This window comes from Roseovarius salincola, assembly GCF_026891095.1.
GTDB lineage: Bacteria > Pseudomonadota > Alphaproteobacteria > Rhodobacterales > Rhodobacteraceae > Roseovarius > Roseovarius salincola.
Genome location: NZ_JAPTNL010000028.1, coordinates 1 through 26,166 on the forward strand (window position 1 = coordinate 1; position 26,166 = coordinate 26,166).

A 26,166-nucleotide genomic window follows, 5' to 3' on the forward strand; every position below is an offset into this window, starting at 1 on the left:
CAGGCGCGTGGCTGCAAGGTCGAGACTTTGTGCCAAGCGGATCGCCACCGGTATGAGGACGATCACAACGGGCGTGTTGTTCATCAGGGCCGACGCCACAAGCGTTGCCAGCAGGAACACGGCGGTTCCCGCGACCGGCCGATGGCTCGCGCCGGCCACCACGCGGTTCGCGACCGCATCTAGAAGGCCGGTCCGGACCAACGCACCGCTGATGATGAACATGGCCGCAATCGTGATCGGCGCCGGATTCGAGAACGCCGCCAGAACCTTATCAGGGGGCACCAGCCCGAAGATTATGAAAAGCGCAGCCATTCCCGCGGCCGTAACGTCCGGGGCAAAGCGTTCATGCACGAAACCCACCAACAGGATCAGCAGTAGAACCAGCGCAAGATAGGGTTGGTACCCGGTCACAAAATCAGTCAACATATTATCCTTGCCCACATGCCACGGTCCTCGTGTTCTGCCCTGTGCCGGGACCCCATAGCGTCTTCCGCATGGCAGCACTGTCGGCCGGTTTGCTCGCTGCCATCGTTTCACCTCTGCTTGGTTGTGGTTGCCGATAGAGTCAGAGAGTCAATGACGCTGGCAGAAGGTTCCCGGATTTGGCACGGTCGGGACGCACGCTTGGAAAGCACGATGCCCCGTCAGCTCATGGGCGGTCTTGCTGCTGCCGCCCGTATATCGAACTTGCGCGCACATGCCAAAGATTGTTCGCTTTCATGATCGTCTTGTCACCCGACACAGACCGGGGAGTAGCCGCCACGGCCTCGATCGGCCGCGTGGTCCCGCTCGTGATGAATGGCCCAGCCTGTTCCCGGTGGACGGAGCCCGGCCAGATCAACCGAGAGGCTGATGCAGGTAAGTGCCCGCTTTCTGCAATCGACGTAGTCTGGATATAAGAGATCGCGGAGGTCGCCGACCGGCAGTGCCCCGGGAATTGGTTCATGGCCGCCGGGGACACGGCCCGAAGGCGTTGAGCGAACACCCTGTCCCGAGAGCGGGGCCCAATTATTGATGGCGTTTGCCAATCAAGGTCGGAAAAGGCACCTTGAATCCATGATCGACAATCCCGAAAGTCTGCCCCGCGAAGCGGCCGACAGATTTACAAAGCCCTTTGCGCGTTTCCTGAAGATTGAAGCGGCATCTGGCGGTCTTCTTTTGCTGGCCGTTCTGGTGGCGATGGCCCTGGCCAACTCGCCCTGGCGAGGCGCATATCTGGCGCTGTGGGAGACACCGGTCGGCCTGAGCTTCGGTGCGCTCGACTTTACCCGGTCGTTGCGGCACTGGATCAACGACGGCCTTATGACGCTATTTTTCTTCGTGATCTCGCTTGAACTCAAGCGCGCGCTGGTCCTTGGTGAGTTGCGACATCCGCGAATGGCTGCGCTTCCCTTCGCCGCCGCCTTGGGCGGCATGGCAGTTCCGGTCGCGCTGTATCTGGCCTTGATGGTCGGGGAGCCGGGCATGCATGGCTGGGGCACGGTGATGGCGACCGATACCGCGTTCGTCATCGCATGTCTTGCCATCTTCGGGACCCGGATCCCGCCCAGCCTACGGCTGTTCCTTCTGTCATTGGCGATCTTCGATGACGTCGGTGCCGTTCTCGTCGTCGCCTTCAGCTACGGGGAGGCGATGAACTGGTCTGCGCTCGGTCTCGGGGCGCTTGGGCTCGTGGTCGTTGCCAGCGCCGCGCAACTCGGGGTGCGCCGCATCCCGGTTTACTTCCTGATGGGAGGCGCGATCTGGCTGTGCTTCGACGCGTCGGGCATCCACGCAACCATTGCCGGTGTCATTCTCGGGCTCATGACGCCGACCCGCGTCTGGGTCAGCGACACACGTCTGCGCTCCATTCTCGGCGGAGTACTCGCCTATCCAGCCGGCGCCCATTGGAGCGGCGACACTGAAGATCGCGAGGACCTGCGCCGCGCCGGCAGGGCCGTGACGGAATCGCTCTCTCCTGTCGAGCGTCTCGAGATGATGCTGCACCCTTGGGTGGGCTTTATCATCATGCCACTCTTTGCGCTGGCCAATGCCGGGATCACGATCGGGGGCGCGGATTTTGCACAGCCGGTTTCGCTGGCGATCGTCGTCGGTCTGGTGCTGGGAAAACCGGCCGGGGTGTTCGTGTTCAGCTGGCTCGCGGTTCAGTCCGGTCTGGCTACCCGTGGGCCCGGCCTGTCATGGCCCTTCATCGCCGCCGGGGCGTTCCTTACAGGCATCGGCTTTACCATGTCGCTGTTCATCGCGGGCCTTGCGTTCGAGCAACCAGTCCTGGATGCGGCAAAGTTGGGCATTCTCGGCGGATCGGCACTTTCCGCGATCCTTGGCAGCTTGTTGCTGACCTGGCTCACATTGCGACCGCGATAACAGCAACGCGCAGCGAGACGCGCAGACCGCCTCCGGTTTCGATCCGCCGGAACCAAGCGCGCCTCACACAACGCCTATCCCCGGACGGACGGTCGCTCATCCTGCATCTGCCGGCGGCCCGGGGGCATTGAGCCCGGACCGGCCAGATCACCCGAGAGGCTGATACAGGTAAGTGCCCACTTTCTGGAAGCGACATAGTCTGAGCGGAAGAGATCGCGGCCATCGCCGTGCGTAACTCGACACAAGGAAAAACCGACATGAAGATGCCCAAGCTCACCACGCTCACACTCCTTGCGGCGGCCCTGTCCGCATCTTTCGCGCTCCAAGCGTGCAACACCGTGGACGGGCTGGGTGAGGACGTGTCTGCCGGGGCGGATGCCGTGTCTGACTCGGCCACCGAGAACAAGGGGTATTGAGAATGAATATCGACCAACTCAAAGTACCGGACAACCGGATGAACGGCACAACGATGCGCGATTTCGGCACACGGAGAAACGGACAATTGGATGAGACGGGATCCGGCCTTGCCACGCGCAAGATCAACCACGACTTGCGCAACATGCTGACATGTGCGCAGCTTCTGTCGGACCGGCTGGCGCAGGTCGATGACCCCACGGTGCAGCGTTTGGCTCCTAAGCTGACGGCTTCGCTGGAGCGGGCCATCGCGCTCTGCACGACATCGCGAAATTATGACAAGGCGTCGAAGGGTCTTCCGCAACGGCAGCGGCTCTCACTGGCACCGTTGGTCAACGAGGTCGCGAACACGCTTGATCTCGACCATGGCGATATCGGTTGGAAAAACAATGTTTTGGCCACCGTCGAGATCGACGCCGACCCGGATGATCTCTTCCGCGTCCTCCTCAACCTTTGCGGCAACGCCATTCTGGCGCTGGAGGGCCCAGGCTTTCGATACAAGGAGATCCGGGTCGATGCCCGGCATAATGGGGCCGGTTGTACCATCGACGTGCGCGATACCGGCCTTGGCGTGCCGGAGACTGCGCAGAAGCATCTGTTCCAGTCTTCCCAAGGGGCGACCCGGCCCAACGGCTCAGGATCCGGTCTCGGGCTTGCGATTGCGGCAGATCTTGTCCGCGCTCATGGCGGAGACATCAGTCTCGTTCACGGCCTCGCTGAAGGCGCGTGCTTCCGCGTTACCATCCCAGATACACCAGCCGCGGCCGAAAGTAACGCGGCGGCGATGGTTGAAGCGCCAAGGGCGGTTGCGGCGGAGTGATGGTGTCTGCCGGGCCTGTGGCCCGGGCCCGTTTGAACTTTCCGTGCCTCCCGGACTGTAAATCAGTCACAGAAGATTCACGCCATCGCTGTTTGCTTTGTGCTTAACCTTGCGCGCTCCACATCCGATAACGCCCCTGCCCGGTCACCTCGCGAACCAGACCTCGTGCTTCCATCCAGGCAAGGTTACGCTGGACGGTCGCTCGACTGGCACCGGGTAGAGGACATTCGCGTCGAACAGGACCGTGTACTGGCTCATTTCGAGCCATAGCCCATGTCCTGCTCTTGTGCATCAGCGGCCAGTTGATCGAGGACGGCTTCGCGCTCGTTGTCGATTGCGGCCTTGTACGACATGACGTCTTCCATGCGGACGCGACGATGCTTGCCGACCTTTCGATGCGGGATACTGCCATCCTCAAGCAACTTGATCAGAAACGGCCGCGACACATTCAACACCTCTGCCGCCTGGACCGTCGAGAGCTCGGCATTTTCGGGGATGATGGTGACGCCGCGGCCGGCTGCCATCGCTTCGAGGATCTCCATGAGCAGCGCGACAGCGCCTGCTGGAAGTTCGACCGGTTCCATCTGCTCCGCATCTGTAACGCGAAATTTCAACGGTCCTCGTGCTGCTGCAAAGCGCGACAGGGCCTGTCCCGAGACGCGCGCGATCGCAGCGTCCTGAGGGGTCGGTGGAAGATGCCGGTGTCCCGACATGTTCATGGTGGTCTCCTCTCCGTTTTCTGCTGTTTACCACCATATATGAAATAAGTGCAACAAGTGCATTAAGTGTATGCGGTTTTCTTCACGCCCTACTGGCGCAGCCTTCAGTTCGTAGTGCGCCACATCCGATATCGTCCCTGCCCGGTCATCTCGCGGACCAGACCCTGCGCTTCCATCCAGGCGAGGTTGCGCTGGACAGCGGCACGGCTGGCCTTGGTCAGGGCCTCGGCCATCGGGGCTGAGACGAGCGGCCATTCCGTTAGCACGGCGCGTAAGGCGCGTGGGGTCTTGCCCGAGAGTGGGGTCATCTCGGTTTCCGCCCTCGCTGACCATGCCTCGATATCGTCGAGGTGTCGCATTGCGGTCAGACATCCGGTCTCCATCCCGTCAAGCCAGCGCGCTAGACGTTCAGCAGGTGGACCACCGGCGCGCAGCCCCCCTGCCCCACCCATGGTCATAGGTGCAAAGACTGCCCCCTTGCCCTCGCTGGCCGCGAACCGCGCGGCCGTTACTGCCGCTTCCATTCGATCGCCCTGCTGCCCAAGGCCCGCGAGGCTCCAGAGGTGATAACCGATGCAGGCGCGGGTTATCGGGTGAAGATCGGCGACTTGTGCCATCAGGTTGAGCCAACCGCACGCGCGGTCCGCGAAGGGCTCGGCTTCATCTGCCATGTTCTCAGGATCGCGGCGGTCGAGGAAGGCGGACAGGTCAGCTTCCGGCCCCGGACCACCTGTCAGCCGCCGCACCGCCCATCCGCAACGCGAGAGCGCCGCAGTATCGTCCTGCACGCCGGACAGGCGCATGGAGATCCAGAGCGCCAGCCGATCCGGGCCGATGCGGTCACCCACGAACCAGCTGAGGTCGGCAGCCTCGATCAGGGCTAACCTGTGCCGCCATCCTTCCGGGCCGCGCTTCAGTCGGTCGTCCAGCGCGCCGACGCGACCGGCCACACGGGCAAGACGCGCAGCATGACCCGCCTCTGCTTTCCGCCAATCGTCGACGACCTCGGCTTCACGCGGTTCGGCCCGTGGTCCGGGCGGCAAATAATCCGGCTCCTCTTCCATGGGACCGGGCAGGAACCAAAGATCGTCCTCAGACGACTGTTCCACCTCCTCAGCGTCGAGGAGGAGAGCGTCCGATTCATCATGAAAGGCAGGGGCTTGAGGCTTCATATGTGCAAAATACCGCGTTTTTGCATTTTACCCAAGGGTTTTGTCAGAGTGCGCCCACGCTCTTTATATAACACGCGCGGGCGATGGTCGCGGAGGTCTCTCTGATCGCGCTCATTGTATGGAAACCAAGGGCATTCCGGTAGGCAGGGCCACAGAACCCGCCCTTGCATTCGTTTTCAAACGGTCGTTTAATAGCGATATCTTAAATTGCAAACGGCCGGATTTCATGCCCCTGATAGGCTATGCGCGCGTATCAACCGAGGATCAGACCCCACTGCCCCAGTCGCAGGCCCTGAAATCCGCAGGCTGCGCAGAAATCCATGAAGAACAGGCCTCCGGCGGCAATCGCGCGCGTCCTGTGCTTGCGCGCGTGCTGGAGCGCGTGGACCAGGGCGACACGCTGGTCGTCGTGCGGATTGATCGGCTTGCGCGGTCTTTGTCGCACCTTCTCGAGGTGATCGAACGTCTGGAGGCAAAGGGTGCCTTCTTCCGCTCGCTCCACGACCCGATCGATACTGCCTCGCCTCAGGGCAAGTTCACCTTGCAGGTCCTCGGTGCCGCGGCGGAGTTTGAACGCGCTCTGATCCGCGAGCGTACCAAGGCGGGTCTTGCCTCTGCGCGCGCCAAAGGTCGCGTTGGTGGCAATCCTGGGCTAAGCGCCAAGGATCCCGCCACGCTGCGCAAGGTGCGGCTGGCGCGACAGGACGGCTACATGGAGCGCCTGAACGAGACCGCGCAAGATTGGGTGCCCCATGTGCGCCGCTTGCGCCCCGATATGGCTTGGGAAGACGTCTTGCGGATTATCAATGGCCCCCTGCCCCATGATCGGCGCTGGACGCAAAACCGCTTGCTCCGCGCCGTGAAAGCCTACGTCCGCGACGGGTTTCTGCCCGCCGAGGTCCTAACCCGCGCCGGGCGCCGCGAAACGGACGATCGCTTGCCCGCCATCGTCGCTGCCATCAAGGGCGCGGATCCCGACATCACGCTTCAGGCGATCTGCACCCGCCTGAAAGCGATGCGCGAGCGCACGCCACGCGGGCGGACAAGCTGGCAGCCGTCTTCGGTGAAAATGCTGTTGGAACGGGCGGAACGACTTGGCCTCATGCCGTACGAATCGAGCCAAGATCAGGTGTAGCTTCTGACCCGAATCCAAAGAGTTTCACCGGGAGAAAACTCCGCAGGAGGCAGAAAGTGCCATTAGTTGCTTGGGGTTAGCTGCTATTGTGCCAACTCAACAGAGTAGCGGCTCGATTCGGTTAGATCTGCATTTAATATATCTATATCAATGACTTGCTGAGTTTTTTACGCGGCAACACCTATAGGTGCTGTGGATAACTTTTGCACTACATCTAGATTCTTCTTGCCGGACTCGGCGGATCGTGGCATTCCCATTCTGACGGCAAATTGCGTCAGACACGTTGTGCGTCGTCAAAATGATCAAGAGCCTTAACAGAGGCCAAGAGCGGGCGGCAGGATATGGATGATCGAAACGTTGGATATGCGCAAGGCATAGGCTCTTCTGACATCGGCACGTTTGCCGACAATCTGGCCGAGTCCTTGGATCGGCAGATGAAGATCGCCTTCGAACCCGAAGAGCGTAAAGTTTTGCGGCGTTTCAGCTCGACCGAAGTTGCCGGTCTCCTGCGCGTAAGCACTTCTAACCTGCGCAACCGGCACAAGGACGGTAGCTTCCCGGAAGTGCATACTGATAACCGCGGGCACCGCTTCTACACAGCCCAAGAAGTGGACGAACTGCGCAACATCTTGGAGCGCACAGGAAAGAACGCCGAATCGTATCGGCCAGGTCGACGCGATGGCAACCGACTTCAGGTGCTATCGGTCGTCAATTTCAAAGGTGGTTCGTCGAAAACAACAGCGACGATACATCTTGCACAGCGTTATGCCTTGCGCGGCTACCGTGTTTTGGTTCTGGATCTCGATCCGCAAGCAAGTTTGACCACATTTTTCGGCTTTCGCCCTGAGCTCGAGTTCGCCGAGGGCGGAACAATCTATGATGCTCTGAGATATGAGGATCAGGTTCCGCTCTCTGACGTGATCCAAAAGACCTACTTTCACAAACTCGACATGGTTCCGGCGGGCTTGATGCTCTCGGAGTACGAAACCGAGACAGCAAACGCGCTCGCCCGTCGGATGCAGCCCATTTTTGCGGAGCGCCTCGCCTTGGCGCTCGAGGAGGTAGAGGCAGATTACGACATCGTATTGATCGACTGCCCTCCTCAACTCGGCTTTCTGACTCTCACGGCATTGGCGGCCTCTACGGGGCTCCTCGTAACCGTCGTACCAGGCATGCTCGACATCGCTTCCATGAGCCAATTCCTGAAACTTGCGTCAGAAACGGTAAAGGCCGTGGAAGAAGCGATTGGACGGCGTGTGACATGGGATTTCGTCAAATTCCTGATCACAAGGTATGAGCCGTCAGACGGGCCACAGACCCAAATGGCTGGCTACCTGAGATCAATTCTCGCCGGCCAGGTCATGACTGAACCCATGCTGAAGTCTACCGCAATCTCTGACGCCGGAATGACCCAGCAAACCGTCTACGAAGTTGATCCCGGCCAGTTCATCAGGAAAACGATTGATCGCGCTCTGACCAGCGTGAACGGCGTTGCCGATGAACTGGAGCAGACGATCCAAATGGCATGGGGGCGTCGCTGATGGCCAGAAACATTTTCAACCAACCTCCGAAGGACGAAAAAGAGAGCGCGGCTCCCTCCCCTACCCTGGAAAAAGCTGCAAAGCTGCCCGGCTCTGTTGGCGGATTGCGGGACTCCTTGCGCGAAATCACGGCCAATTCGATCCGGGACATCGAACCCGATCAGATTGACATGGATGGCCTTCGCGATCGGTTGGTGCTGGAAGATTCGAGTATCGACGAGCTTGCCGAGAGCATTCGCAAGCATGGCCAACAAGTGCCGATCATGGTCCGCCCATCGGGCCAACCCGACAGATACCGCATCATCTACGGTCGCCGTAGACTGGCGGCGATCCGCAAGATCGGAGGAACGGTCAAGGCAATTGTTCGCACATTGGACGACGACGCCTCGCTTATCGCACAGGGTCAAGAGAACAACCTTCGACTTGATCCTTCTTTCATAGAAAAATCTCTGTTTATCAAAGAGATGCAGGAAATTGGATATAAACCCGGCGTCATTCAGGATGCTTTGGGATTAACCCGGCAAGGCGTGTCCAACCACCGGGTCGTTATCGATCAACTGCCTGATGGGCTTGTTCAGCTTATCGGGCCGGCACATGGCATCGGAAGACGGCAGTGGGGTGATTTAGCGGCCCTATCGGGAAAGGTAGACTTGGTGAATTCGGCCAAAGAGGTGGTCGCCGCCCTGCCCGACGACACTCCAAGCCCCGAGAGATTTCAGGCGGTCTATTCTGCTTGCTCGCACAAGGCGCGTGCAGACAAAAAACTGACCAGTAGCGGCGTGACGTCCGTCGTCAAGAATGAGAGCGGCGACACTGTCGGAACGCTGACAGTCGATCAGAAAGCGATCGCCATCAAGATCGCCAAAAAGGACAACCCGGAATTCGGCCAGTGGCTCGAGGAGCGTGCGGAAGCTACGCTTTTGCAACTCTTCGATGAGTGGCGGAATGAGAGCGGCTCTGGGTCCTAACCCAGGCCAAATAGAGGAACCCGAGCAAAGGAGAAAAGCGAAGACCAGAAAGAAAAGAGCCCCCCAAAGTTTCCCCTGGAGAGCCCTCATCATTCGATTTGCACTCATGATGTAGCAACCTCCAGCAAACCGGTCAAGAGTCACCGATTCGGTGAACCGATTTTTATTGCCTTTTCCCAGATAAAATCTTGGGAGGAGACAGGGAAGCTGTGGGCCAAACGGTCATCGTGATCAAATCATGGCATTTACAAAACTATCAATCGAGGCTGCTGGTGCAGATGCATCATGCGGCTCAATTCCCGCATCTGAAATCGATATCTGGACCATCTTCCGGGCCCTGAGAGACGCGCGCAGCGTGTTCGGGCTTCGCCCTGGCCACATCCAGACCCTTCAAGCAATGCTCAGCTTTTTGAAACCTGGCCACGGCGAAACGGTATTTGCGTCCAACTACACCATTTGCCAGCGCGTTGGCGGGATCGACGAACGGACACTCCGCAGGCACATCAACCGCTTCGTTGAACTCGGATTCATCAAGCGCAATGACAGCTCGAACCGAAAGCGCTACCGCGTACGCTCATCCGGCGGGAAGTGCATCAGTTATGGATTGTCTCTCACCCCCCTGCTCCAACGTGCGAGCGAGCTTATCGCCATCGCGCAAGAGATAGAGAATAACCGGCGCGATCGGATATTTATTCGCAAACAGATCCTTACCAAGCTCGCCCATTTGGAAGAACATGATCCCAGCAACACATTCATCAACCACGCACGGAAAGCTCTACGCAGGAAGCTGAGCCTCCCCGAATATCACGCACTGCTCGCCAGTATAGATGCAGAATGCCAGAGTTTATCTACCCCAGATGACCCACCAAAAACTATGAAATTGCCCGCCAATGACGGACAAACTGTCCGGCACCAATCTAAGTCTAAAAAAGAAAAAAAAGATTTAGATAACGACATAGCCGATGAAAAACTGAAGCCACACTTGCTGACCTCAGTATGCGATCAGGCAACATCCTTCTCCACAGAGAGACTTAGAAACTGGTTCGACATTGAAAACCATGCTCGAACACTTGCACCCATGATGGGCATTCACCCAGAAACATTTGAGAAAGCAAAGAATGCTGTAGGAGCTCAGAAAGCATCATGCGCGATCTTCATCATGCTACAGCTTGGAAAACGTATCAGGGATTTTGGAGCGTATTTCCACAGTATCACCTTGGGTCAAAGGCAAAACCAATTTGATCCTTTAGCTTTGATCAAGCGACTGTCCGAAATCAATGAGCAAACCGTCTAATGTCCACCGCGGTGGACTTCGAACGGGAAGCGGCGCTTATGGCAACCACAACTGTCCAAAAGCACCTAGCGGCGCGTGGTGGTTGTTCAGTTTATCTCAGACCAGCAGATGTCCACCGAGGTGGACAAGTGCCACACGAGCGACCCTTGATGGAAATCTCGCCACCCATGAAAGAAATCGGCGGTCAGGCATTACACCCTAAATCCCTAGGTTTTTTTTGGGAGGTCACCATCTCCAAACAGGTTTGGAAAGAGCCGCTCTCGATAGTCCAACGGAAACGCCAATCGGACAGGCGTCTTCGGCGAGGAGGAAGTCAGGTATCCAGCGGCAGTCAGTTTGCTCAGCGTGTTGCGAGCCGTACGCTCCGACGTCTTGAGCACAATCTGCGCCTCGCCACGTTCCAGTGCACCGTGCCGGAGAACCGCCGAAATCAGTTCCGGCGCTCGTTTGTCATCGATGGTATCTGCAACAAGACGACGATACCGTTGGTCCAGTCCGCCGAGATCAAACAGCTTCGCGGAGAACGTGATCTGGTCGAGCGTCACCCTTAAGAACCATTCACTGAACGTCTTCAGTGCCGCTTCTGACAGGTTCCCCCGTCCGTCGCGGTCTCCGCGGCGTGGGCTGTCGGCCAGATCCATCATCCGTTTGTACTCGCCCCGATCGGTAAGCCCGCGGGCCAGCCCACGCGATACAGACCAGAGCCCTTGGCCACCGATCCCTGCAGTGAGGGCCATAGCATGAGACATCAGTCTGCTGACACGGCCGTTGCCATCCGGGAAAGGGTGGATGTAGTTCAGCCGGTGATGGGCGGACGCGATTGCGATGATCCGACCGCTCGAAGACCGCGCCGCAATCTGAAATCGTTTGTCAAAGTGATCCATGAATGCCTTAACGCGCGACGATGAGGGTGGTAGGTGGCGTCCGACTGCGACTTCCCGATCGTCATCCTGGCGCATGCGTCCCGGAACGATTGGCTCTTGTGTGCCATCGGGGTGTTCGATGATCCGAAACTCATCAGGCATCTCGTCGTAGAAGCTCTTATGGACCCAAGTCAGGAAGTCGACAGATGTGGGGCGGGGCAGGGTGCCCTTGCGATGCATCTCATCGATGGCCCTTTGAACGATGACGTGCGCCCGGGCCTCAAGGGCGAGAGGGCGGGTTTCTTCCTCAAGCTCGGCGCCAGCCAGCGCCCTTTCGATGTCGCGAGGGCGTGTGTTGTGTCCTTCGATCAGGTTGGAGTAGTAGCAGTTCATCACGCGGACGAGATCGGCAAGCTCGGCTGCACTGTCGGGATGCAGCCCTTGTCCCAGCCCGGTGGCTTCCCTCTGGATGTCGACCGAAAGGTCTGCCAATTTTGTTGGAATATGCTCCTCGAAGAAGCAGGGTTCGATTCTGGCGGGTGTTTCCAGCATTTTTGCCGATCTTCCATGTTTGCAAAGTAATTGAAAAATAAACACATTTCGTACTTTCAAGCAAGGTTTTGCCGATATGCGTTGCCGGTCTTGGTTGCCGATCTAGAATTGCTGCATGAAATCAATGGCTTCGGCAGATGTGCCGGGCTTTTCGGTTTTGTTGTGTGCCCAAAGGGGCCGGAAAAAGTGAAAGTGTTCTTCGGGTTTTGTGACTGACGGATGAGGGCCTTTGGGATCCCTCAGATGGGTCCGGGCCGGGTTCCGGTCTGCCGTTCCTGATGGAGGGCATTCCCATGCAAACAGGTGTCTTGCGCGTGTTGCGCGCGACCGCTGCCTCGTGGCGGCGACACAAGGAACTACGCCGAACCGGACAGACGGGGCAGGCACAACGGCTCGAGCGCGAGACTGTCCTGCGTGATCTCGGTTATCTGAAGCAGGCGGCGCTATTGCCTAACGCGCATGTGATCTGCGGAGAGGGTGGGACATTCATCCATCTCGGTTGGACCACCGTTTCAACCTTCGCGCCAATCGAGCGCTTTCCCTTGGCCACTCTTGCGGTCGCACGAGGGACCCCGTTCATCGATATCCGACCCGTCACCGATGTGATTGCCTTCGCGAACCTGCCGCGGGTGACGCGGGACGGATCAGTCGACCCTGAACCCTGGGGCCCCGGCAGGTCCGTGTCGCTGACCACCTACATCGACATGGTCGAAGCCCTCGGTGCCAGGATCGCCAACGATCCGAGGCCCCTTCAGTCAATCTGATCACCATTCCCTCTCACCAAAACTCGAAAGGACGCCAGTCATGGCCCGATCCCGCACGCCCAAATTCGATGCCTCCGAGGTCATCACAAACGAAATCATCCGTATCATCGAGCGCGGTGTTCTGCCGTGGCGCAAGCCCTGGACCGCAGGTGGCAGCTCTCGTCCCCTGCGCGTGGGCGGTGAACCCTACCAGGGGGTGAACAACTTCCTGCTGACGATGCGGACCGTGATGGCGGGCCACAGCTCTCCCTTCTGGATGACGTTGCCGCAAGCCAATGCGTTGGACGCAAAGGTTCGCAAGGGCGAGAAATCCTCTGTCGTCGTCTATTACGGTCAAAGCCGGAAAGACGCTGGCGGCGATGAGCATGACCGCAGCGACGGGGATGATCACTCCGAGGAAGCCCGTATATTCCGCTTCCAGAAATCCTACCGCGTGTTCAATGCCTGCCAGATCGAGGGCTTGCCCGACAGTTTCTACCCTGACCCGGAGCCCGTGCCCGAGCATCCGCCGTCCGAGCCCATCCCGCACATGCAGGCGTTTTTCGATGCCATCGACATCACAACCGTCTTCACGGGAACGGAAGCGTACTATCTGCCGCCCGTGGACAAGGTCTACATGCCGTCCATCACTCGTTTCCAGGACCCGCGCAGTTTCTACGGGGTCTGGGCCCATGAGCTGGCCCATGCCACGAAAGCCCCGCATCGACTGAACCGCGATTTCGGGTTCTCGAAGTTTGGCAACACGTCCTATGCGCGCGAGGAGATCGTCGCGGAATTGACCTCGGTGTTCCTGGGTCAGACGCTCGGCTTCACGGCGCATACGCTCGAGATGAATGCCGCCTACCTGCACAACTGGTTGCGGGTCCTTCGGTCGGACAAGGGCGCGATCTTCCGGCACGCCGCGGACGCGCAGCGCGCCTGTGATTATCTGATCGCCAGATCGGAGATGGGCAGGGCAGGTCGCAGTGCCGAGGCCGCCTGACCGCACGGAGAACGGAGACACCCATGTCACGTAAGGAACCCAAAACGCTGCGGGTGGCCTGCTTCAACGACGGCCGCCGCAAGATCATCGCCTTCAAGCGCGGTGCCTATTGGTGGAGCGCTGCCGAGGGCGCTTATCCGCTCTCGGCAGCGCTCGAGAGCATCAAAGAACAAGGCGGCTGGATCGAAACCATCCCCAACCCGAATTACAGACCCAAAGGGCTGTTCGGGTAGGGCGCCTTCTGCTTCGGTCCTTCCGACCGGCGGAAAAGAAAAAGCAGGCTTTGGGAAGGGTGTTTCAACTTCTCAAAGGAGATCCCCATGTCCATGACCGTACAACCCCAGCCAGACCGCCCGGATCCGAGTGTGATCGCGGCGCAGAATGACGCGTTTCGCAAACTTGCATGCCTTGGGGTGCCGCCCGCGCAGCCCATCCAGGGCCGCATGCATGTCACCCGCTCGCTTATGGAGGCCGGTGACGGCTTCATGGCCGAGGCGGTGAAGGCCACCGGTGAGTTTGCAACATTCGAGCCTGAGAATGACCCGGAAGGCTGGCACGATTTCGGGTCGGTCGAGATCCGGGGCGAGACCGTGTTCTGGAAAATCGATCTCTTTGAGGCGGATTCGGACTTCCGCTACGGCGCTGAGACCCCGGACAATCCCGCCACTACCATGCGCGTGCTGACCATCATGCTGGCGCGCGACTGGTAGAAGGGCAGGGGACTCCTCCCCCCTGACATCTGAGACGATGAAGGCCCGCTGCCCCTCAAAAAGGCAAAGCGGGCCTTTTGTCGTGGTGATCCCTGAAGCCGGGGATTGGTCACGCGCAAGCGCGCGGGCCGCATCTCACCCACCTGGAAGGATATCCCATGACCACAAGCTTTGCCCCTCTCACCGTCGCCATCGGCGATCTGGTCCCGCATCCAGCCAATGTGCGCAGCAACGCGCCGGAAACTTATGACCCCGAGAACATCGCGCATCTGAAGGCCAGCATCGCTGTGCTGGGCCTGCTCCAGCCGCTCTTGGTCCAGAAGCTTGACGGCAAATACGCTGTCCTCGCTGGTGGCCGACGCCATGCCGCGCTGAAGGAGCTGATCGCCGACAAGGCCACCAAGGGGTTCACCGCGAAAACCAAGGTCGACTGCCGCCTTGTCCCTGAGGAGAGCGACGTCACCACGGCGCTGTCGCTCGCCGAGAACATCACCCAGGCGCCGATGAATGCCATCGACGAGTTCGAGGCCTTCGCCCGGATGATGGAGGTCGATGGCCAGACGCCCGAGACCATCGCAAAGACCTTCGGCACCACGGTGGCGGCCGTGAAAGGCCGGTTGCGCTATGGCCTTATCCACCCCGACATCCGCGCCGCGGCCCGGGGCAAGGTGATCACGCTCGACACGATGAAAGCCTTCGCCGAGCACCCGAGCCAGGAGGCGCAGCGCGAGGTCTTCGAGGCGCTCACGAAAGACGGCGGCTATCTGCAGGCCTACACGGTCCGTCAGGCGCTCAAATCCCGCGGTGTGCAGGTCAGCGATGATATCGGGGCTTTCGTGCGCGCGGACTACGAGGCGCGTGGCGGCGCAGTCGCGGCTGACCTTCTGGAAGAGCATTCCGTGCTTGAGGATGCGGCACTGGTCGAGACCATTTTGCTCGAGAAGCTCGGTGCCGCCGCCGAAGAGGCCCGCATAAAGCTGGGCTTTGCCTGGGCCGATGCGATGGTGCGCTATGATTACGCGACCATGGCCGACTACGGCCGCGTCTATCCCGGCCCGATCGAGCCGGATGAGGCTGCCCAGAAGCGCATCGATGAGATCAGCGCCGAACTCGAGAAATTGCAGCTCGAGATGGAGGATGAGGGGCTCGAGGACGGTGCCTACAATGCCCTTTACGAGCGCGTGGACGCCTTGGAAGAGGAAGCGCGCGATCTGCAGGAGGCCTACAGCGCCGAGGACCTCGCGCGGTCTGGGGTGATCGCGTCCTGGTCGGGCGGGCAGGTGACCCTCCATGTTGGCCTCGTCCGCCCGGAAGACACCGTCAAAGAGGAGGGCGCACGCGGCTCCTCGCCTAGCCCGACCGGGGAAGAAGCCCCGGACGCCGGCGAAATCACCTATCCAGCCTCACTGGCTGAGGACCTCAAGACAGAGCGGGCCATGGCCCTTGGCGCTGCGATGGCGCTGCATCCGGAGGCCACGCTTGATCTGACGCTCTTCAAGCTGGTCAGTGATGTTCTGGCCCGCGGAATGAGTGTCACGCCGGCGATCAAGATCGATGCCCGCAAGGAATACCGCAACCACGCCAAGATGGACGAGATCGACGAGACCTCGCTCGAGCAGGTGGCGGCGGCGCATGATGCGCTTGACCTCTCGTGGCTCGATGACGCCCGCGCGCCCGCCGATCAGTTCGCGGCGTTTCGCGCGCTGGAGGCCGGCGAGAAGGCGAAGCTCGTCGCCATTGCAACCGCCAGCACCACGCAGTCCTGCTTCGCGCGGGACCGCCAGCGCGACAGCCTGATGCATGCGTTCGAGATCGAGATCATGCCCGACATCCGCGCCCACTGGACGCCGAACGCGGCGCTGTTCAACCGCTTCAAGAAGGCCTGGCTCCTGAAGATCCTCGGCGAGGATCTGGGTCTCGCCCAGGAGGCTGTGACGCTGGCCTCGTCGAGCAAGAAGGAGATCGTCGCCTTCTGCGACAAGCTCTTTTCAGAGCCCTTCGCCACGCTCACGGACGCGCAGTGCGCTGCCGTGGCCGCCTGGTGCCCGCCGATGATGCAGACCGCCGGTCTCGCCTTTGATGAGGCGGAGCCCGCTGCGGAAACCCCGGAGCCTGACAGCGAGGTCGCGCAAGCGGCCTGAGCCATCACGCGACCCGCGCGTGGATCTTGCACCCGCGCGGGTCGACCCTCCCACACCCAACGGAAAGACATCCCCATGGCTATTCTCAAGTTTTCTGCCTCCGCAGTTGCGGCGCAGATCGCCCATGCGCGCGCCTGCAAAACCTTCCTGCCCAACTGGAACGGGCCCGTGGACAGGCCGGCCCTGATCCTCATCGTTGGCAATGGTGTGCATCTGCGCTCAAACGGCATCGATGGCACGACCACCCGTATCGTCACCACCGAACAGGCCGATCCTTCCTTTGCTTTCGCCGACGGCATGAACCCGTTTCGGGACACCGACTGGATGGCGCAGCGCCGCATAGCGTTTCGCGATCTGACCGGCCAGTTCTACACCGACATCCTGGATGACGTGCAGGTGCTCATCGACCGGGGGCGGGGTGCGATCCGGCTCGCCACCGATGGCCACAGCATCCGTGTCTTCGTGCGCCGGGCCTCGGATTATCTCATCGGCGGGACCTACGAAGTGCCCTCGGGTCTCGGCGGCACCTTCCGGGTCATCCTCAAGGATGCCTGCGACACCTTCGCGATCGTGCAGAACTGCGGCAATTGCGAGGATTTCGACGCCATGCAGCCCTACCGCGTGCCGCTCGATGCGCTGATGGAGATCGACGACCGGAGGGTGGCGTAACGCGCCCTTTCTCAAACAAGCATCGCCAATACCCTGCCGGGCCTGCGGCCCTCTCGGGACATTGGCGACAACAATTTTCCCAAACGAGAGAAAGGACTCTGAAATGGGTTGGCTTTTCTACACCGACGGCCGCGTCAAATCCTACGCGGATGAGAAAGCGGAAATCGCCCGGCTCTGCACCTTCGAGGGCGACACGCGCAAAGCCGAGCTGGTCAAAGCCTGCAAGGTCGGCTCAACCTGGTATGCGGCGGCAAAGGTCACCAATCTCGACGGCACCCCTGTCGAAGACACGACCTATGTCACCGATGCGGATGGCTCCATCACTTTCGGGGCTGTCTTCCTCACCCGATACGATGACGGCTGCTGGGGCTACAAGGACATGGAGGAAAGCGCTGGCCCGAACGAATCTCGTGCTCCCCTTGGGCTGATCGAGCTCCTCTCCGACCTGAAAGACCCGGACAGCTACGCCCATGACTGGCGTCAGCGCTGCCGGGATTGGGCGTCGATTCCAGACTACCAGGAAGGCGACAAGATTAGGCTCGCCGCGCCCGTGACGCTCACCGATGGCAGTACATGCCAGATCGTCACCGCGACGCACTACAGGCGGGGCCGGCAGAAACGCCGCTGCTACCGCATCGAGGAAACCGGCGGGCTCGTTCGGCTCTCGAAGGCCTCGCTTGCCGGCTCGGAGCTGCTCAGCTCCGCGAAGGGCGCGGCCAGTCCTGTGCTGGCGGAGTTCCTGGCGGGGAGATAATAGGTGCTGCGCCGGACAGTTGATCGACCTGCCCGGCGACAGCAGATCCTGCGGCTTGTCTTGACAAGGCAATGCAAATGCATTACCTATCGCGGGCAGCAAAGACCCTTTTCTTTCAGGAGACTGTCATGACAGCGCTCGCACAAGATGTCTCGAAACTCACGGATCGGTATCAGACGACCGTGCCGGCGGGTGTGCGCAAGCAGCTCAAGTTGGGGAAGGGCGACCAGATTCGCTACTGCACCGAGCCGAGTGGCAGGGTCTATATCGAGCCCGTGCGCACCGAAGAGGAAGATCCCGTGCTCGGAGCCTTTCTCGATTTTGTCGAGGCCGATATCAAGGCGCATCCGGACCGCATTCGGGCGTTCGATGGGGCTTTGCATGACCGTCTTGCAGCACTGGTCGGAGACGTTGACGTCGATCTCGAGGCACCGCTATCGCTCGAAGATGAATGACCGGCGATAGTGTGTCCGCCCAAGCGCCACTTGTCGTGAATGGATGGTCGATTTATGCGCATCCACTCTTTCTGGACCAGCTCGAAGGGCTGATCGAGGAGGTCGAGGCGCGTAAGGCACGCGATCCCAAGACCTGGCGCAAGAAAAATTGCACGAAACGGCTGGCCGCCATCTTGAAGCTGATGACCGAGGCCATACCGGCGGACCCGGGCGCCGCAGCCTTCCGGCAAGGCGGCACACTCGGCGATCATCGCAAGCACTGGTTCCGGGCGAAATTCTTCCAGCAGTATCGGTTGTTCTACCGCTTCAACAGCGATGCCAAGGTCATCGTGGTGGCATGGGTGAATGACGACAAGACCCTGCGCGCCTACGGCAGCAAAACGGATGCCTATGCGACATTCAAAGGGATGCTGGAAGATGGCAATCCACCTGACAATTTCGACGTGCTCTTGAAAGAAGCTGCGGCGGCGGACAAGCGGTTCGAGAAGTCCCTTGAAGCGGCGCCCGATCGGTAAGTGGGCCAGCTTGCTGTGACCCTATGGCATTATCGTTTACGACGCCAGGCTGGGTGATGTAGCATCGACCCATAGTATAGTCGGAGAAAGCGCAATGGACCAAACGGGTAAGGAAGAGCCGCACCTCGGCACCGATGAACAAGGCGCGTCTCGGATTAAATGGAAGCATTCCCAATTGCCGTGCGCGCTGCAGACATGACCGATGACCTCGGCAAGCTTCTGGACTGGGGCCTAGAGGAGCATTTCCGTGGCCGCTGAAGCGAATTCGTATGACGCGTGGTTTTGCGCGCAGGTACAGGCCGCGCTGGAGGATGCACGCACGGGAACATCTCAGGTTCAGGTGATGCAGGCCGCACAGGCATTGATTGATGCGAAGCGGCAGGTCGAACCCAAGTCCTGACCAAGCCTTGGAGGTCAGCGCGGTCTGACCCCCGTCACCCTGAAAAGCGAAAGCGGGCTTTTTGTCCTTTGGAACTCAGACCCTGATCCAAAGGAATTTCCCATGTCCAAGCCTCTCTCAACGCTCCCCAATCCTGTTGAATCCGACGCTAACCTCATCTCTGCCCTCGCGCAGATCGGCGCGGAGGTCGACAACCAGCCCCTGCGCAGTTCAGCGCTCGCGCGCATCATGCGCGAGACGTTTCATGGCAGCGATGCCGGCGGTGCCTGGGACTGGCGCATGGCCTATGAGCTGATGCAGGCCGCGGCCATCCAGGTTTTGCTGCGTGGGGACGGTGCAGCAGGTGACATCGCCGCTGCAAAGCTGCTTGCCTCACGGCTCCTGACGGAAACGCGCCGGTCAGAGCAGCAGATCCGGCTGCAGCAGTTTTCCACGCCGTTGCCTTTCGCGGCAATGGTCGTGCGGGCGGCAGCCATTCGCAAGGGCGAGACTGTGCTGGAGCCCTCGGCTGGCACCGGTGCCCTGGCCGCTTTCGCCGCCCGGGCCGGTGCCACGCTTGTGCTCAATGAAATCGACCCCTTTCGCCAGCGCCTCCTGCGCGCGGTTTTCGGCGGCGAGGTGACGGGCCATGACGGCGAGCATATCGATGATCTGCTGCAGACGCCGGTTCTACCCGACGTCGTGGTGATGAACCCGCCCTTCGCCTCCTCGGTCGATCGCTCCCGAGACAAGCACATCGCCGCCAAGCATCTCATCGCGGCTGCAAAGCGCCTGGCACCCGGCGGGCGGCTTGTGGCGATCATGCCGCCGGGATTCACGCCCGAACGCGATGCCGCGCATTGGTCCCGCGCCTGCGGTCTCCTGACGCCGCGCTTGGCGCTGACGATGCCAGGGCAGGTCTACCGCAAGCTCGGCACCTCTGTCGAAACCCAGCTGATGGTCTTCGACAAGGTGCAGGAGGTCGGCGAGATGATCCGCGTCCCTGTGCGGGATCTGGATGAAGCCTTGGCATATGTCGACGCCGTGGCCTCAACCCGGACCGAGATGCGCCCCGTACAACAGGCAGCGGCGATCCCTAACGGGCGGCCGACCGTTCCATCCTCTGCTCCGCGCAAGACCGCCGCTGCGCCTGTCGCCGCCTCCAAACCCCGGGCCAATGCCGTTGTCCCGCTAACTTTTACCAGCCTTGATATCCCGCGCGACAACACGCCCATCTCGGACATCTATGCGCGTTACCGGCCGCAACGGATCGAGATCGCGGGTGCGCAGGAACATCCCACCCCGCTCGTCGAAAGCATCGCCATGGCCTCGGTTGCCCCGCCCATGCCCTCAAACACGGGCAGTGATGACTTGCGCCTGCCCACACGGTTGATCGAGGAGGGAGATCTCTCCGAGGCGCAGCTCGAGACCATCATCATGGCGCATGATGCCCATGGGCGTGATCTGCCCGGTCGGTTTACCATCGATGACGACCAGACCAAGCTGACGCGCGCCGATGATGACCCGGATGCACGTGCCTATCGCCTTGGCTATTTCCTCGGCGACGGCACCGGTTGCGGCAAGGGCCGCGAATGCGCGGGGCTCATTCTCGTGAACTGGCTTTCCGGGCGCAGGAAGGCTATCTGGGTCTCCAAATCCGCCACGCTTATCGAGGACGCGATCCGCGACTGGACCGATCTCGGCGGCTCGCCTGCCGACATTCAGCCACTTTCCAAATGGAAACCGGATCAGCCCGTCCCGATGGGCGACGGAATCCTCTTCGTCACCTACGCCACGCTGCGGTCCGCGGGCAAATGCGGTACCACGCGACTGAGCCAGGTTCTCGACTGGATGGGTGAAGACTTCGAAGGCGTCCTCGCTTTTGATGAGGCCCATGCCATGCAGAACGCGGCCGGGTCCGAGCAGGGCAGGGGGGTCAAACCCTCGCAGCAGGGCCTTGCGGGCCTGCGGCTGCAACTGGCAGCACCCCGGGCTCGCGTCTTCTACATCTCGGCCACGGGCGCCACGAGCGTGCACAACCTGGCCTATGCCGCGCGGCTGGGGCTCTGGGGGCAGGGCCCCGAATACCCCTTCCCAAGCCGCGAGAGCTTTGTGTCGGCGATGGAAGCTGGCGGTGTCGCCGCCATGGAGGTGGTTGCGCGCGATCTCAAGACGCTCGGGCTTTACACAGCGCGTGCCCTCAGCTTCGACGGTGTTGAATACGATGTGCTGGAACACGCGCTGACCCCGGCCCAGATCGAGGTCTATGACGCCTACGCTGGAGCGTTTCGGACGATCCACCACAATCTCGAAGCGGCACTGACCGCCACCGGCGTCAACGATGCCTCAGGGGAAACTAATGCGTCGGCCGCACGCGCCTCGGCCAAGTCCCGCTTCGAGAGCACGAAGCAGCGCTTCTTCAACCATCTCCTGATGGGCATGAAGGCTCCAAGCATCATCCACGCCATCAAGGAGGATCTGGCGGCGGGCAAGGCTTGCGTCATCCAGGTGGTCTCGACGGGTGAGAGCCTGCTGAAACGTCGGCTTGAAACGATGGACCGGGAGGACGAGCTGGTCGAGGGCGCGCTAACGCCGCGCGACTATGTTCTGGGATACCTCGAACAGGCCTTCCCGATTCATGCGCAAAAGCTGGTCGAGATCGACGGCAATATGGTGGCCGAGCCGCTCCGCGATGAAACTGGCGCGCTGGTCGTCTCGCGCGAGGCGCTCGCTCTGCGTGACGCGGCCATGATGGAGTTGATTACGCTGGCTCCGATCCCCTCGGCGCTCGATCAGATCCTTTGGGCTTTTGGCGACGAGGCCGTCGCAGAAGTCACGGGGCGGTCCATCCGGCCCCTCAAGGCCGAGGATGGCCATCTCTTTATCGAGAAGCGCGCCGCCAGCAGCAATTCGTCGGAGACCCAAGCCTTCATGGACGGCGAAAAGGATATCCTGATCTTCTCCGATGCAGGCGGCACGGGCCGATCCTATCACGCGGCGCAAACGGCGAAGAACCAGAAACGGCGCCGGCACTACCTGTTGGAGCCCGGCTGGCGCGCAGATGCGGCCATCCAGGGGCTGGGCCGCACGCATCGCTCTGCCCAGGTCAGCGCGCCCTTCTTTCGGGTCTGCACCTCGGATGTGCATGGCGAGAAACGTTTCACCTCGACTATAGCCAAGCGCCTCGACCAGTTGGGGGCCTTGACCAAGGGCCAGCGCGAAACCGGCTCGCAGGGCATGTTCCGGGAGGAGGACAATCTGGAAAGCCCGATCGCGCGGGCGGCGCTGCGTGGGTATTTCGCCGATCTTGCCGCCGGGCGCGCTGAGGCGATGAGCTACGAGAGCTTCACCGACTGGACGGCCTTGCGGCTGATCGACAAGGATGGGGTGCTCCTTGAGGAGCTTCCCCCGATCCAGCGGTTTCTGAACCGGGTTCTGGCCCTGCCCATCCACATGCAGAACGCGCTCTTTGCCGAGTTCATGCGCCGGATTGCCGATCAGACTGAACGGGCGCGCGCGGCGGGCACGCTCGATCTCGGCGTGGAAACCCTGCGTGGCGAAAAGATCGAACAGGTCTCCACAGAGGATCTCTGGACCTGCCCGAAATCCGGCGCGGTGACGCGGATTATCGGGCTCGAGGTGACGGACCCGGTCCATGTCCTGGGCGCTGAAGAGGCCATATCGCGCAATCCGGACAAGCTGCCGATGGTCAATCGCGCCTCCGGCCGCGGGGCGCTCATCTCGGCGCGCCCTATGCAGATGTATGACGAGGACATTGTCACGCTGATGCGCAAGGCGCTGCGGCCCAACGGGTCGAGCTATCTGGAGGAGACGCGGTTCGAGTCATCAGCCTGGGAGAACATCGGTAAGCCCGAGTTCGCACGGCTTTGGGATGCCGAAGCTGCGTCCCTGCCAAAAACCACCACGACCAAGCTCTACCTGCTGACCGGGCTGCTGCTGCCGATCTGGAAGGACATTCCGACCACCAATGAGCGCATCTACCGCGTCACGCCCGACGGGGCGACCGCCATGATCGGGCGCACGCTGAGCGAGGAAGGAGCGGCCGCGCTGCGCGCCCGCTTCCTCGTCTCCAACCCGCAAACACCGCAAGAGATGCTGACCGCCGCATTGGGCACCACCGCGCCGGTCGATCTGGGCCGGGGTCTGACCCTCACCCGTCGCCGCGTCGCAGGCGAGATGCGTCTCGAGCTGGGCGGTGCGGATCGGGGCATGATTGAAGGTCTCAAGGCCATGGGGTGTTTCACCGAGATCATCGCCTTCCAGCTGCGGGTGTTCCTGCCGCATGGGGACGGGATCGACACGGGAAGCATTCTGGCCCGGATCGTGGGGCAGGAAGCCGCCATGACGTCAGAACAAGCCGCCTGAAAAGTCAAAGCGGGCTACCGGTCGGGCGTCGTGGATCGGGGTTTGCCCGGTCTGCGCTTTCCGGGCGCGCGCAGACCAATGCCACGCCCGGTCCCCCCAAATTCAGACAAGAGGACAGACCCATGACCAATCCCCAGATCGACTATGCCGCAATGGCGGCTCAGTGGCGTGCAGAGCGCGAAACCACCTTGAAGGCATCCCGAACGGAGCTGCTCGCGCAACTACGTGCGCTTGGCATCAGCGAGGTCACTGCCGAATACGAAGGCTATGGCGACTCCGGCAATGTCGAGGATGTCACGGTGCAGCCTGCAGACGTCAAACTGCCGGAGCCGCTTGCCACAGAGGTTGGCGACTTCGCCTGGTCGCTCGCCTATCACCATCACCCGGGGTTCGAAAACAACGAGGGCGGCTACGGCACGCTGACCTGGGACATAGCACTAGACAGCATCACCCTCGACCATGCGGATCGCTATGTCGAAAGCTCGCACAGCTATGTCGAGGGTCTTTGAGATGGCCCACCCGCTTCATCATGCCGAAAGCTCTGCCCGGAAATTCGGCGGGGTGCCGTCTGACTATCAGGCTGTGCACGATTGGTTTGACGCCTCGAAAGAGCACCTCGCGCTCTTCACGCACCGAGCTATGCGTCACCATGCCCAAGGCCTGTTTGAGGCCGAACGTGTCTTCGGCTTGACCCTAACCAATAGCGCTTGTCGAGAGATCCCCGTGCGCTGGATCGGCTAACAGCATGTCCGCGAAGACTGCCAGGGCCGCATCCCGAGCATGGCGGACTGGCTGCGACGGATCCAGCCCGAGCCATGGATGGCCAATGGCCATATCGACCGGCATGTCGGCTCCGAGCCCTGCGGCGATCCAAGGGTCGCCTGGGCCTCCGAGGTCGCAGCCGGAAGAACGGTTCTTGGCCTGAAGGATTGGATGGCGTCGCGCGCGACGCAAGCCACGCAAGGTGCCTGACAGCTCTCGGCCGTTAGCCAAACGAATGCTGCATGGAAGCCCGGTCGGAAGATCGGGCTTCTTGCGTCGTTTCCCCACCAATCTTCTTAAGGAGGATCACATGACACTCGATGACATCAAGGCGGCCGTCGATGCCGGGCAGACCGTGCATTGGGCCAATACCGGCTACGTTGTCCACAAGGACGGGCTCGGTCAGTACCTGATCACCTATGTGCCGAATGGTAGCTGCATCGGCCTGACAGACCGGAGCGGGCAACGGTTGAACGGAAAAGAGGCGGAGTTCTTCATCGCGCGATCGGAGGACAGCGTTGAAAATCCGGGCAGCCAATCAAGACCAGACGGGCAGGGGAGGGGCGTAGCACCCGGAGGCGCGGGGGCATTCCCGCTCGGACGGCAGCTCTGACCCGTGGGCGGGGCTGAAAGGAAAGCAGGCTTTCTGATTTGTGATCCCTCAAGGGGTCGAGAAAGCAATCCCGGATGCGCTGGCAAGGACGTCAGACACCGGCCAATCCAAAAGGAACCATCCCATGTTCGCAGGAACCCTCACCCGCAATGTCGAGACCGCAGCCGCTCAGTACACCGGCATGATCCACTCGACGCGCTTTGACATCGCCATCCAGTTGGAGGCGCGGGCCAAGATGTCCGAACGCAGCCCAGATTTTGACGTGACGGCAGTCAACAAATCCGGTCGCAAGGTGCGCATCGGCACGGCCTGGAACGAGACCGGCAATACCAGCGGCAACCCCTACATCTCGATGCAGATTGATGTCGGCTTGGGCCCGTTCCGGGTCAACGCAGTGCAGACGAAAGAGGCGCGTGCGGCCCAAAGCGGCGCGTTCGAGATCATCCCGCTGGTCTCGAACGGCCTGATGAAATCCGGCTCGATCTCGGGCGAGCTCACCGCCATGGACGCTGACAACGCCTTCACGGGCTACATCGCCAACATGATGTTCGATCTGGAGTTCATGCTGATCGAGAATAGCTACAAATCCGAGAAGGCCCACCCCGATTACCGCATCGAGGTCAGCTCGCCCCGGGGCGCACCGATCCGCGTCGGCTCGGCCTGGATGGCGAAAAGCAGCCGCACGGGCAATGACTACCTGTCGCTGCTAATCAACACGCCCGATGGCGACCTGCGTGTCAACGCCGTGCAGAACGAAGAACAGCGCGGCGGGCAGACCTTCTCGATCATCCCGTTCATCGACAGCGGTGAGCAGCCGCAGGACGCGGGCGCGGGGCTGTCGTTGGTCGCATGATCAGCGCGCGAGGTTAGACGATCTGAACCGAATGGGGAGCCGTGGGATCACGGTTCCCCTTTTTTCTTGTCTCGATGTTGCAGCGAGACATATCTTACGCTTCTCGGGACTACACCATCCATATCCTACCAGAGGTTGAGATTTACATTAATTTCAGGATGTTACGTTGCAGCTAGGCAAATGAATTACTCGCTGTGGTCGTTGGGTGCCGGGTCAAATGAACTCGCACGTTGCTGCGCGGTAGTGCCCCGGGAGGTGGTGTAAGAGTCCGCGCGCGTTTGGGGCTGGCGGCCACCGCGCTTCTTCGTAGTCTGCGGTTGTTCAACGACCGATGACAA

At 60.8% G+C, this 26,166-nt stretch carries 25 protein-coding genes and 1 pseudogene; 22 read left to right on the top strand and 4 right to left on the bottom strand.

Annotated features, from left to right (window positions below; genetic code table 11):
* The coding region (locus N5A93_RS18335; RefSeq protein ID WP_328407442.1) for an SLC13 family permease at positions 1–441 on the bottom strand (441 nt) is incomplete at its 3' end.
* A 615-nt stretch (positions 442–1,056) separates the two neighbouring features.
* Here N5A93_RS18335 and nhaA point away from each other — a divergent pair.
* The 3 genes from nhaA (at position 1,057) to N5A93_RS18350 (ending at position 3,601) form a co-directional block, all read left to right on the top strand.
* Complete coding sequence (gene nhaA, locus N5A93_RS18340; protein ID WP_268956541.1) at positions 1,057–2,367, top strand: Na+/H+ antiporter NhaA; 1,311 nt, start codon at positions 1,057–1,059, stop codon at positions 2,365–2,367.
* 257 nt (positions 2,368–2,624) lie between these two features.
* Positions 2,625–2,783 carry an entericidin, EcnA/B family gene (locus N5A93_RS18345; protein ID WP_268956542.1) on the top strand — a complete coding sequence of 53 codons (159 nt, stop codon included), beginning with the start codon at positions 2,625–2,627 and terminating at the stop codon, positions 2,781–2,783.
* A 2-nt stretch (positions 2,784–2,785) separates the two neighbouring features.
* Positions 2,786–3,601 (top strand): sensor histidine kinase, encoded by an 816-nt coding sequence (locus tag N5A93_RS18350; protein WP_268956543.1) that lies wholly within the window; start codon positions 2,786–2,788, stop codon positions 3,599–3,601.
* 254 nt (positions 3,602–3,855) lie between these two features.
* Here the strand turns inward: N5A93_RS18350 and N5A93_RS18355 are convergent, their stop codons facing one another.
* Both N5A93_RS18355 and N5A93_RS18360 read right to left on the bottom strand, forming a co-directional pair.
* Positions 3,856–4,320, bottom strand: a complete 465-nt coding sequence (locus tag N5A93_RS18355) for a helix-turn-helix domain-containing protein (protein ID WP_268956544.1) — start codon at positions 4,318–4,320, stop codon at positions 3,856–3,858.
* 104 nt (positions 4,321–4,424) lie between these two features.
* Entirely contained in the window at positions 4,425–5,492 is a 1,068-nt protein-coding gene (locus tag N5A93_RS18360) for a hypothetical protein (protein WP_268956545.1), read from the bottom strand.
* Between the two features lie 226 nt (positions 5,493–5,718).
* On the opposite strand from N5A93_RS18360, the gene N5A93_RS18365 reads away from it, so the two are divergent.
* From N5A93_RS18365 to repC, 4 genes are all read left to right on the top strand, one after another.
* Positions 5,719–6,627 carry a recombinase family protein gene (locus N5A93_RS18365; protein WP_268956566.1) on the top strand — a complete coding sequence of 303 codons (909 nt, stop codon included), beginning with the start codon at positions 5,719–5,721 and terminating at the stop codon, positions 6,625–6,627.
* Between the two features lie 341 nt (positions 6,628–6,968).
* The gene (gene repA / locus N5A93_RS18370; protein ID WP_268956546.1) at positions 6,969–8,168 is read left to right on the top strand and encodes a plasmid partitioning protein RepA; all 1,200 of its coding nucleotides are present in this window, start codon (positions 6,969–6,971) and stop codon (positions 8,166–8,168) included.
* Entirely contained in the window at positions 8,168–9,136 is a 969-nt protein-coding gene (gene repB / locus N5A93_RS18375; protein ID WP_268956547.1) for a plasmid partitioning protein RepB, read from the top strand. The genes repA and repB overlap by 1 nt, the downstream gene beginning before the upstream one ends.
* Before the next feature lie 238 nt (positions 9,137–9,374).
* Complete coding sequence (gene repC, locus N5A93_RS18380; RefSeq protein ID WP_268956548.1) at positions 9,375–10,430, top strand: plasmid replication protein RepC; 1,056 nt, start codon at positions 9,375–9,377, stop codon at positions 10,428–10,430.
* A 206-nt stretch (positions 10,431–10,636) separates the two neighbouring features.
* Here the strand turns inward: repC and N5A93_RS18385 are convergent, their stop codons facing one another.
* Positions 10,637–11,845 carry a Fic family protein gene (locus tag N5A93_RS18385; RefSeq protein ID WP_268956549.1) on the bottom strand — a complete coding sequence of 403 codons (1,209 nt, stop codon included), beginning with the start codon at positions 11,843–11,845 and terminating at the stop codon, positions 10,637–10,639.
* Between the two features lie 293 nt (positions 11,846–12,138).
* On the opposite strand from N5A93_RS18385, the gene N5A93_RS18390 reads away from it, so the two are divergent.
* The 15 genes and pseudogenes from N5A93_RS18390 (at position 12,139) to N5A93_RS18460 (ending at position 25,828) form a co-directional block, all read left to right on the top strand.
* Positions 12,139–12,609 carry a hypothetical protein gene (locus N5A93_RS18390; protein WP_268956550.1) on the top strand — a complete coding sequence of 157 codons (471 nt, stop codon included), beginning with the start codon at positions 12,139–12,141 and terminating at the stop codon, positions 12,607–12,609.
* Positions 12,610–12,649: 40 nt separating this feature from the next.
* The gene (locus tag N5A93_RS18395) at positions 12,650–13,591 is read left to right on the top strand and encodes an ArdC family protein (protein ID WP_268956551.1); all 942 of its coding nucleotides are present in this window, start codon (positions 12,650–12,652) and stop codon (positions 13,589–13,591) included.
* Positions 13,592–13,614: 23 nt separating this feature from the next.
* A complete protein-coding gene (locus N5A93_RS18400) occupies positions 13,615–13,824 on the top strand; it encodes a DUF6330 family protein (protein ID WP_268956552.1) in 210 nt (69 codons plus the stop codon).
* A gap of 87 nt (positions 13,825–13,911) precedes the next feature.
* The gene (locus N5A93_RS18405) at positions 13,912–14,301 is read left to right on the top strand and encodes a DUF3768 domain-containing protein (protein ID WP_268956553.1); all 390 of its coding nucleotides are present in this window, start codon (positions 13,912–13,914) and stop codon (positions 14,299–14,301) included.
* Positions 14,302–14,459: 158 nt separating this feature from the next.
* Entirely contained in the window at positions 14,460–16,442 is a 1,983-nt protein-coding gene (locus tag N5A93_RS18410; RefSeq protein ID WP_268956554.1) for a ParB/RepB/Spo0J family partition protein, read from the top strand.
* Positions 16,443–16,517: 75 nt separating this feature from the next.
* The gene (locus N5A93_RS18415; RefSeq protein WP_268956555.1) at positions 16,518–17,111 is read left to right on the top strand and encodes a regulator; all 594 of its coding nucleotides are present in this window, start codon (positions 16,518–16,520) and stop codon (positions 17,109–17,111) included.
* 103 nt (positions 17,112–17,214) lie between these two features.
* A complete protein-coding gene (locus N5A93_RS18420) occupies positions 17,215–17,865 on the top strand; it encodes a DUF6927 domain-containing protein (protein WP_268956556.1) in 651 nt (216 codons plus the stop codon).
* A gap of 128 nt (positions 17,866–17,993) precedes the next feature.
* Positions 17,994–18,320 carry a type II toxin-antitoxin system PrlF family antitoxin gene (locus tag N5A93_RS18425; protein ID WP_268956557.1) on the top strand — a complete coding sequence of 109 codons (327 nt, stop codon included), beginning with the start codon at positions 17,994–17,996 and terminating at the stop codon, positions 18,318–18,320.
* Positions 18,317–18,835, top strand: a complete 519-nt coding sequence (locus N5A93_RS18430) for a type II toxin-antitoxin system YhaV family toxin (protein ID WP_268956558.1) — start codon at positions 18,317–18,319, stop codon at positions 18,833–18,835. The genes N5A93_RS18425 and N5A93_RS18430 overlap by 4 nt, the downstream gene beginning before the upstream one ends.
* Before the next feature lie 247 nt (positions 18,836–19,082).
* On the top strand, positions 19,083–19,235 hold the full coding sequence (locus tag N5A93_RS18435) for an antitoxin PaaA2 family protein (protein WP_268956559.1): 153 nt from the start codon (positions 19,083–19,085) through the stop codon (positions 19,233–19,235).
* 102 nt (positions 19,236–19,337) lie between these two features.
* A complete protein-coding gene (locus tag N5A93_RS18440) occupies positions 19,338–23,600 on the top strand; it encodes a strawberry notch-like NTP hydrolase domain-containing protein (RefSeq protein WP_268956560.1) in 4,263 nt (1,420 codons plus the stop codon).
* Between the two features lie 122 nt (positions 23,601–23,722).
* On the top strand, positions 23,723–24,109 hold the full coding sequence (locus N5A93_RS18445; RefSeq protein ID WP_268956561.1) for a DUF6878 family protein: 387 nt from the start codon (positions 23,723–23,725) through the stop codon (positions 24,107–24,109).
* 1 nt (position 24,110) lies between these two features.
* Positions 24,111–24,572, top strand: a pseudogene (locus tag N5A93_RS19530) (DUF6915 family protein).
* Positions 24,573–24,672: 100 nt separating this feature from the next.
* Complete coding sequence (locus N5A93_RS18455; protein WP_268956563.1) at positions 24,673–24,975, top strand: hypothetical protein; 303 nt, start codon at positions 24,673–24,675, stop codon at positions 24,973–24,975.
* A 124-nt stretch (positions 24,976–25,099) separates the two neighbouring features.
* Positions 25,100–25,828: a DUF736 family protein gene (locus tag N5A93_RS18460; protein WP_268956564.1), complete on the top strand. Its 729-nt coding sequence runs from the start codon at positions 25,100–25,102 to the stop codon at positions 25,826–25,828.
* The last annotated feature ends 338 nt before the right edge of the window (positions 25,829–26,166 follow it).

What these genes read in the sequence shown, in the direction of transcription:
- N5A93_RS18390 (WP_268956550.1), top strand. Translation starts at nt 12,139, where the DNA reads ATGCAAACAGGTGTCTTGCGCGTGTTGCGCGCGACCGCTGCCTCGTGG.
- N5A93_RS18415 (WP_268956555.1), top strand. Translation starts at nt 16,518, where the DNA reads ATGGCTATTCTCAAGTTTTCTGCCTCCGCAGTTGCGGCGCAGATCGCC.
- N5A93_RS18445 (WP_268956561.1), top strand. Translation starts at nt 23,723, where the DNA reads ATGACCAATCCCCAGATCGACTATGCCGCAATGGCGGCTCAGTGGCGT.
- N5A93_RS18420 (WP_268956556.1), top strand. Translation starts at nt 17,215, where the DNA reads ATGGGTTGGCTTTTCTACACCGACGGCCGCGTCAAATCCTACGCGGAT.
- nhaA (WP_268956541.1), top strand. Translation starts at nt 1,057, where the DNA reads ATGATCGACAATCCCGAAAGTCTGCCCCGCGAAGCGGCCGACAGATTT.
- N5A93_RS18395 (WP_268956551.1), top strand. Translation starts at nt 12,650, where the DNA reads ATGGCCCGATCCCGCACGCCCAAATTCGATGCCTCCGAGGTCATCACA.
- N5A93_RS18460 (WP_268956564.1), top strand. Translation starts at nt 25,100, where the DNA reads ATGTTCGCAGGAACCCTCACCCGCAATGTCGAGACCGCAGCCGCTCAG.
- N5A93_RS18405 (WP_268956553.1), top strand. Translation starts at nt 13,912, where the DNA reads ATGTCCATGACCGTACAACCCCAGCCAGACCGCCCGGATCCGAGTGTG.
- N5A93_RS18425 (WP_268956557.1), top strand. Translation starts at nt 17,994, where the DNA reads ATGACAGCGCTCGCACAAGATGTCTCGAAACTCACGGATCGGTATCAG.
- N5A93_RS18350 (WP_268956543.1), top strand. Translation starts at nt 2,786, where the DNA reads ATGAATATCGACCAACTCAAAGTACCGGACAACCGGATGAACGGCACA.
- N5A93_RS18355 (WP_268956544.1), bottom strand. Translation starts at nt 4,320, where the DNA reads ATGAACATGTCGGGACACCGGCATCTTCCACCGACCCCTCAGGACGCT.
- N5A93_RS18455 (WP_268956563.1), top strand. Translation starts at nt 24,673, where the DNA reads ATGACACTCGATGACATCAAGGCGGCCGTCGATGCCGGGCAGACCGTG.
- N5A93_RS18345 (WP_268956542.1), top strand. Translation starts at nt 2,625, where the DNA reads ATGAAGATGCCCAAGCTCACCACGCTCACACTCCTTGCGGCGGCCCTG.
- repA (WP_268956546.1), top strand. Translation starts at nt 6,969, where the DNA reads ATGGATGATCGAAACGTTGGATATGCGCAAGGCATAGGCTCTTCTGAC.
- N5A93_RS18440 (WP_268956560.1), top strand. Translation starts at nt 19,338, where the DNA reads ATGTCCAAGCCTCTCTCAACGCTCCCCAATCCTGTTGAATCCGACGCT.
- N5A93_RS18410 (WP_268956554.1), top strand. Translation starts at nt 14,460, where the DNA reads ATGACCACAAGCTTTGCCCCTCTCACCGTCGCCATCGGCGATCTGGTC.
- N5A93_RS18430 (WP_268956558.1), top strand. Translation starts at nt 18,317, where the DNA reads ATGACCGGCGATAGTGTGTCCGCCCAAGCGCCACTTGTCGTGAATGGA.
- N5A93_RS18400 (WP_268956552.1), top strand. Translation starts at nt 13,615, where the DNA reads ATGTCACGTAAGGAACCCAAAACGCTGCGGGTGGCCTGCTTCAACGAC.
- N5A93_RS18385 (WP_268956549.1), bottom strand. Translation starts at nt 11,845, where the DNA reads ATGCTGGAAACACCCGCCAGAATCGAACCCTGCTTCTTCGAGGAGCAT.
- repB (WP_268956547.1), top strand. Translation starts at nt 8,168, where the DNA reads ATGGCCAGAAACATTTTCAACCAACCTCCGAAGGACGAAAAAGAGAGC.
- N5A93_RS18365 (WP_268956566.1), top strand. Translation starts at nt 5,719, where the DNA reads ATGCCCCTGATAGGCTATGCGCGCGTATCAACCGAGGATCAGACCCCA.
- repC (WP_268956548.1), top strand. Translation starts at nt 9,375, where the DNA reads ATGGCATTTACAAAACTATCAATCGAGGCTGCTGGTGCAGATGCATCA.
- N5A93_RS18360 (WP_268956545.1), bottom strand. Translation starts at nt 5,492, where the DNA reads ATGAAGCCTCAAGCCCCTGCCTTTCATGATGAATCGGACGCTCTCCTC.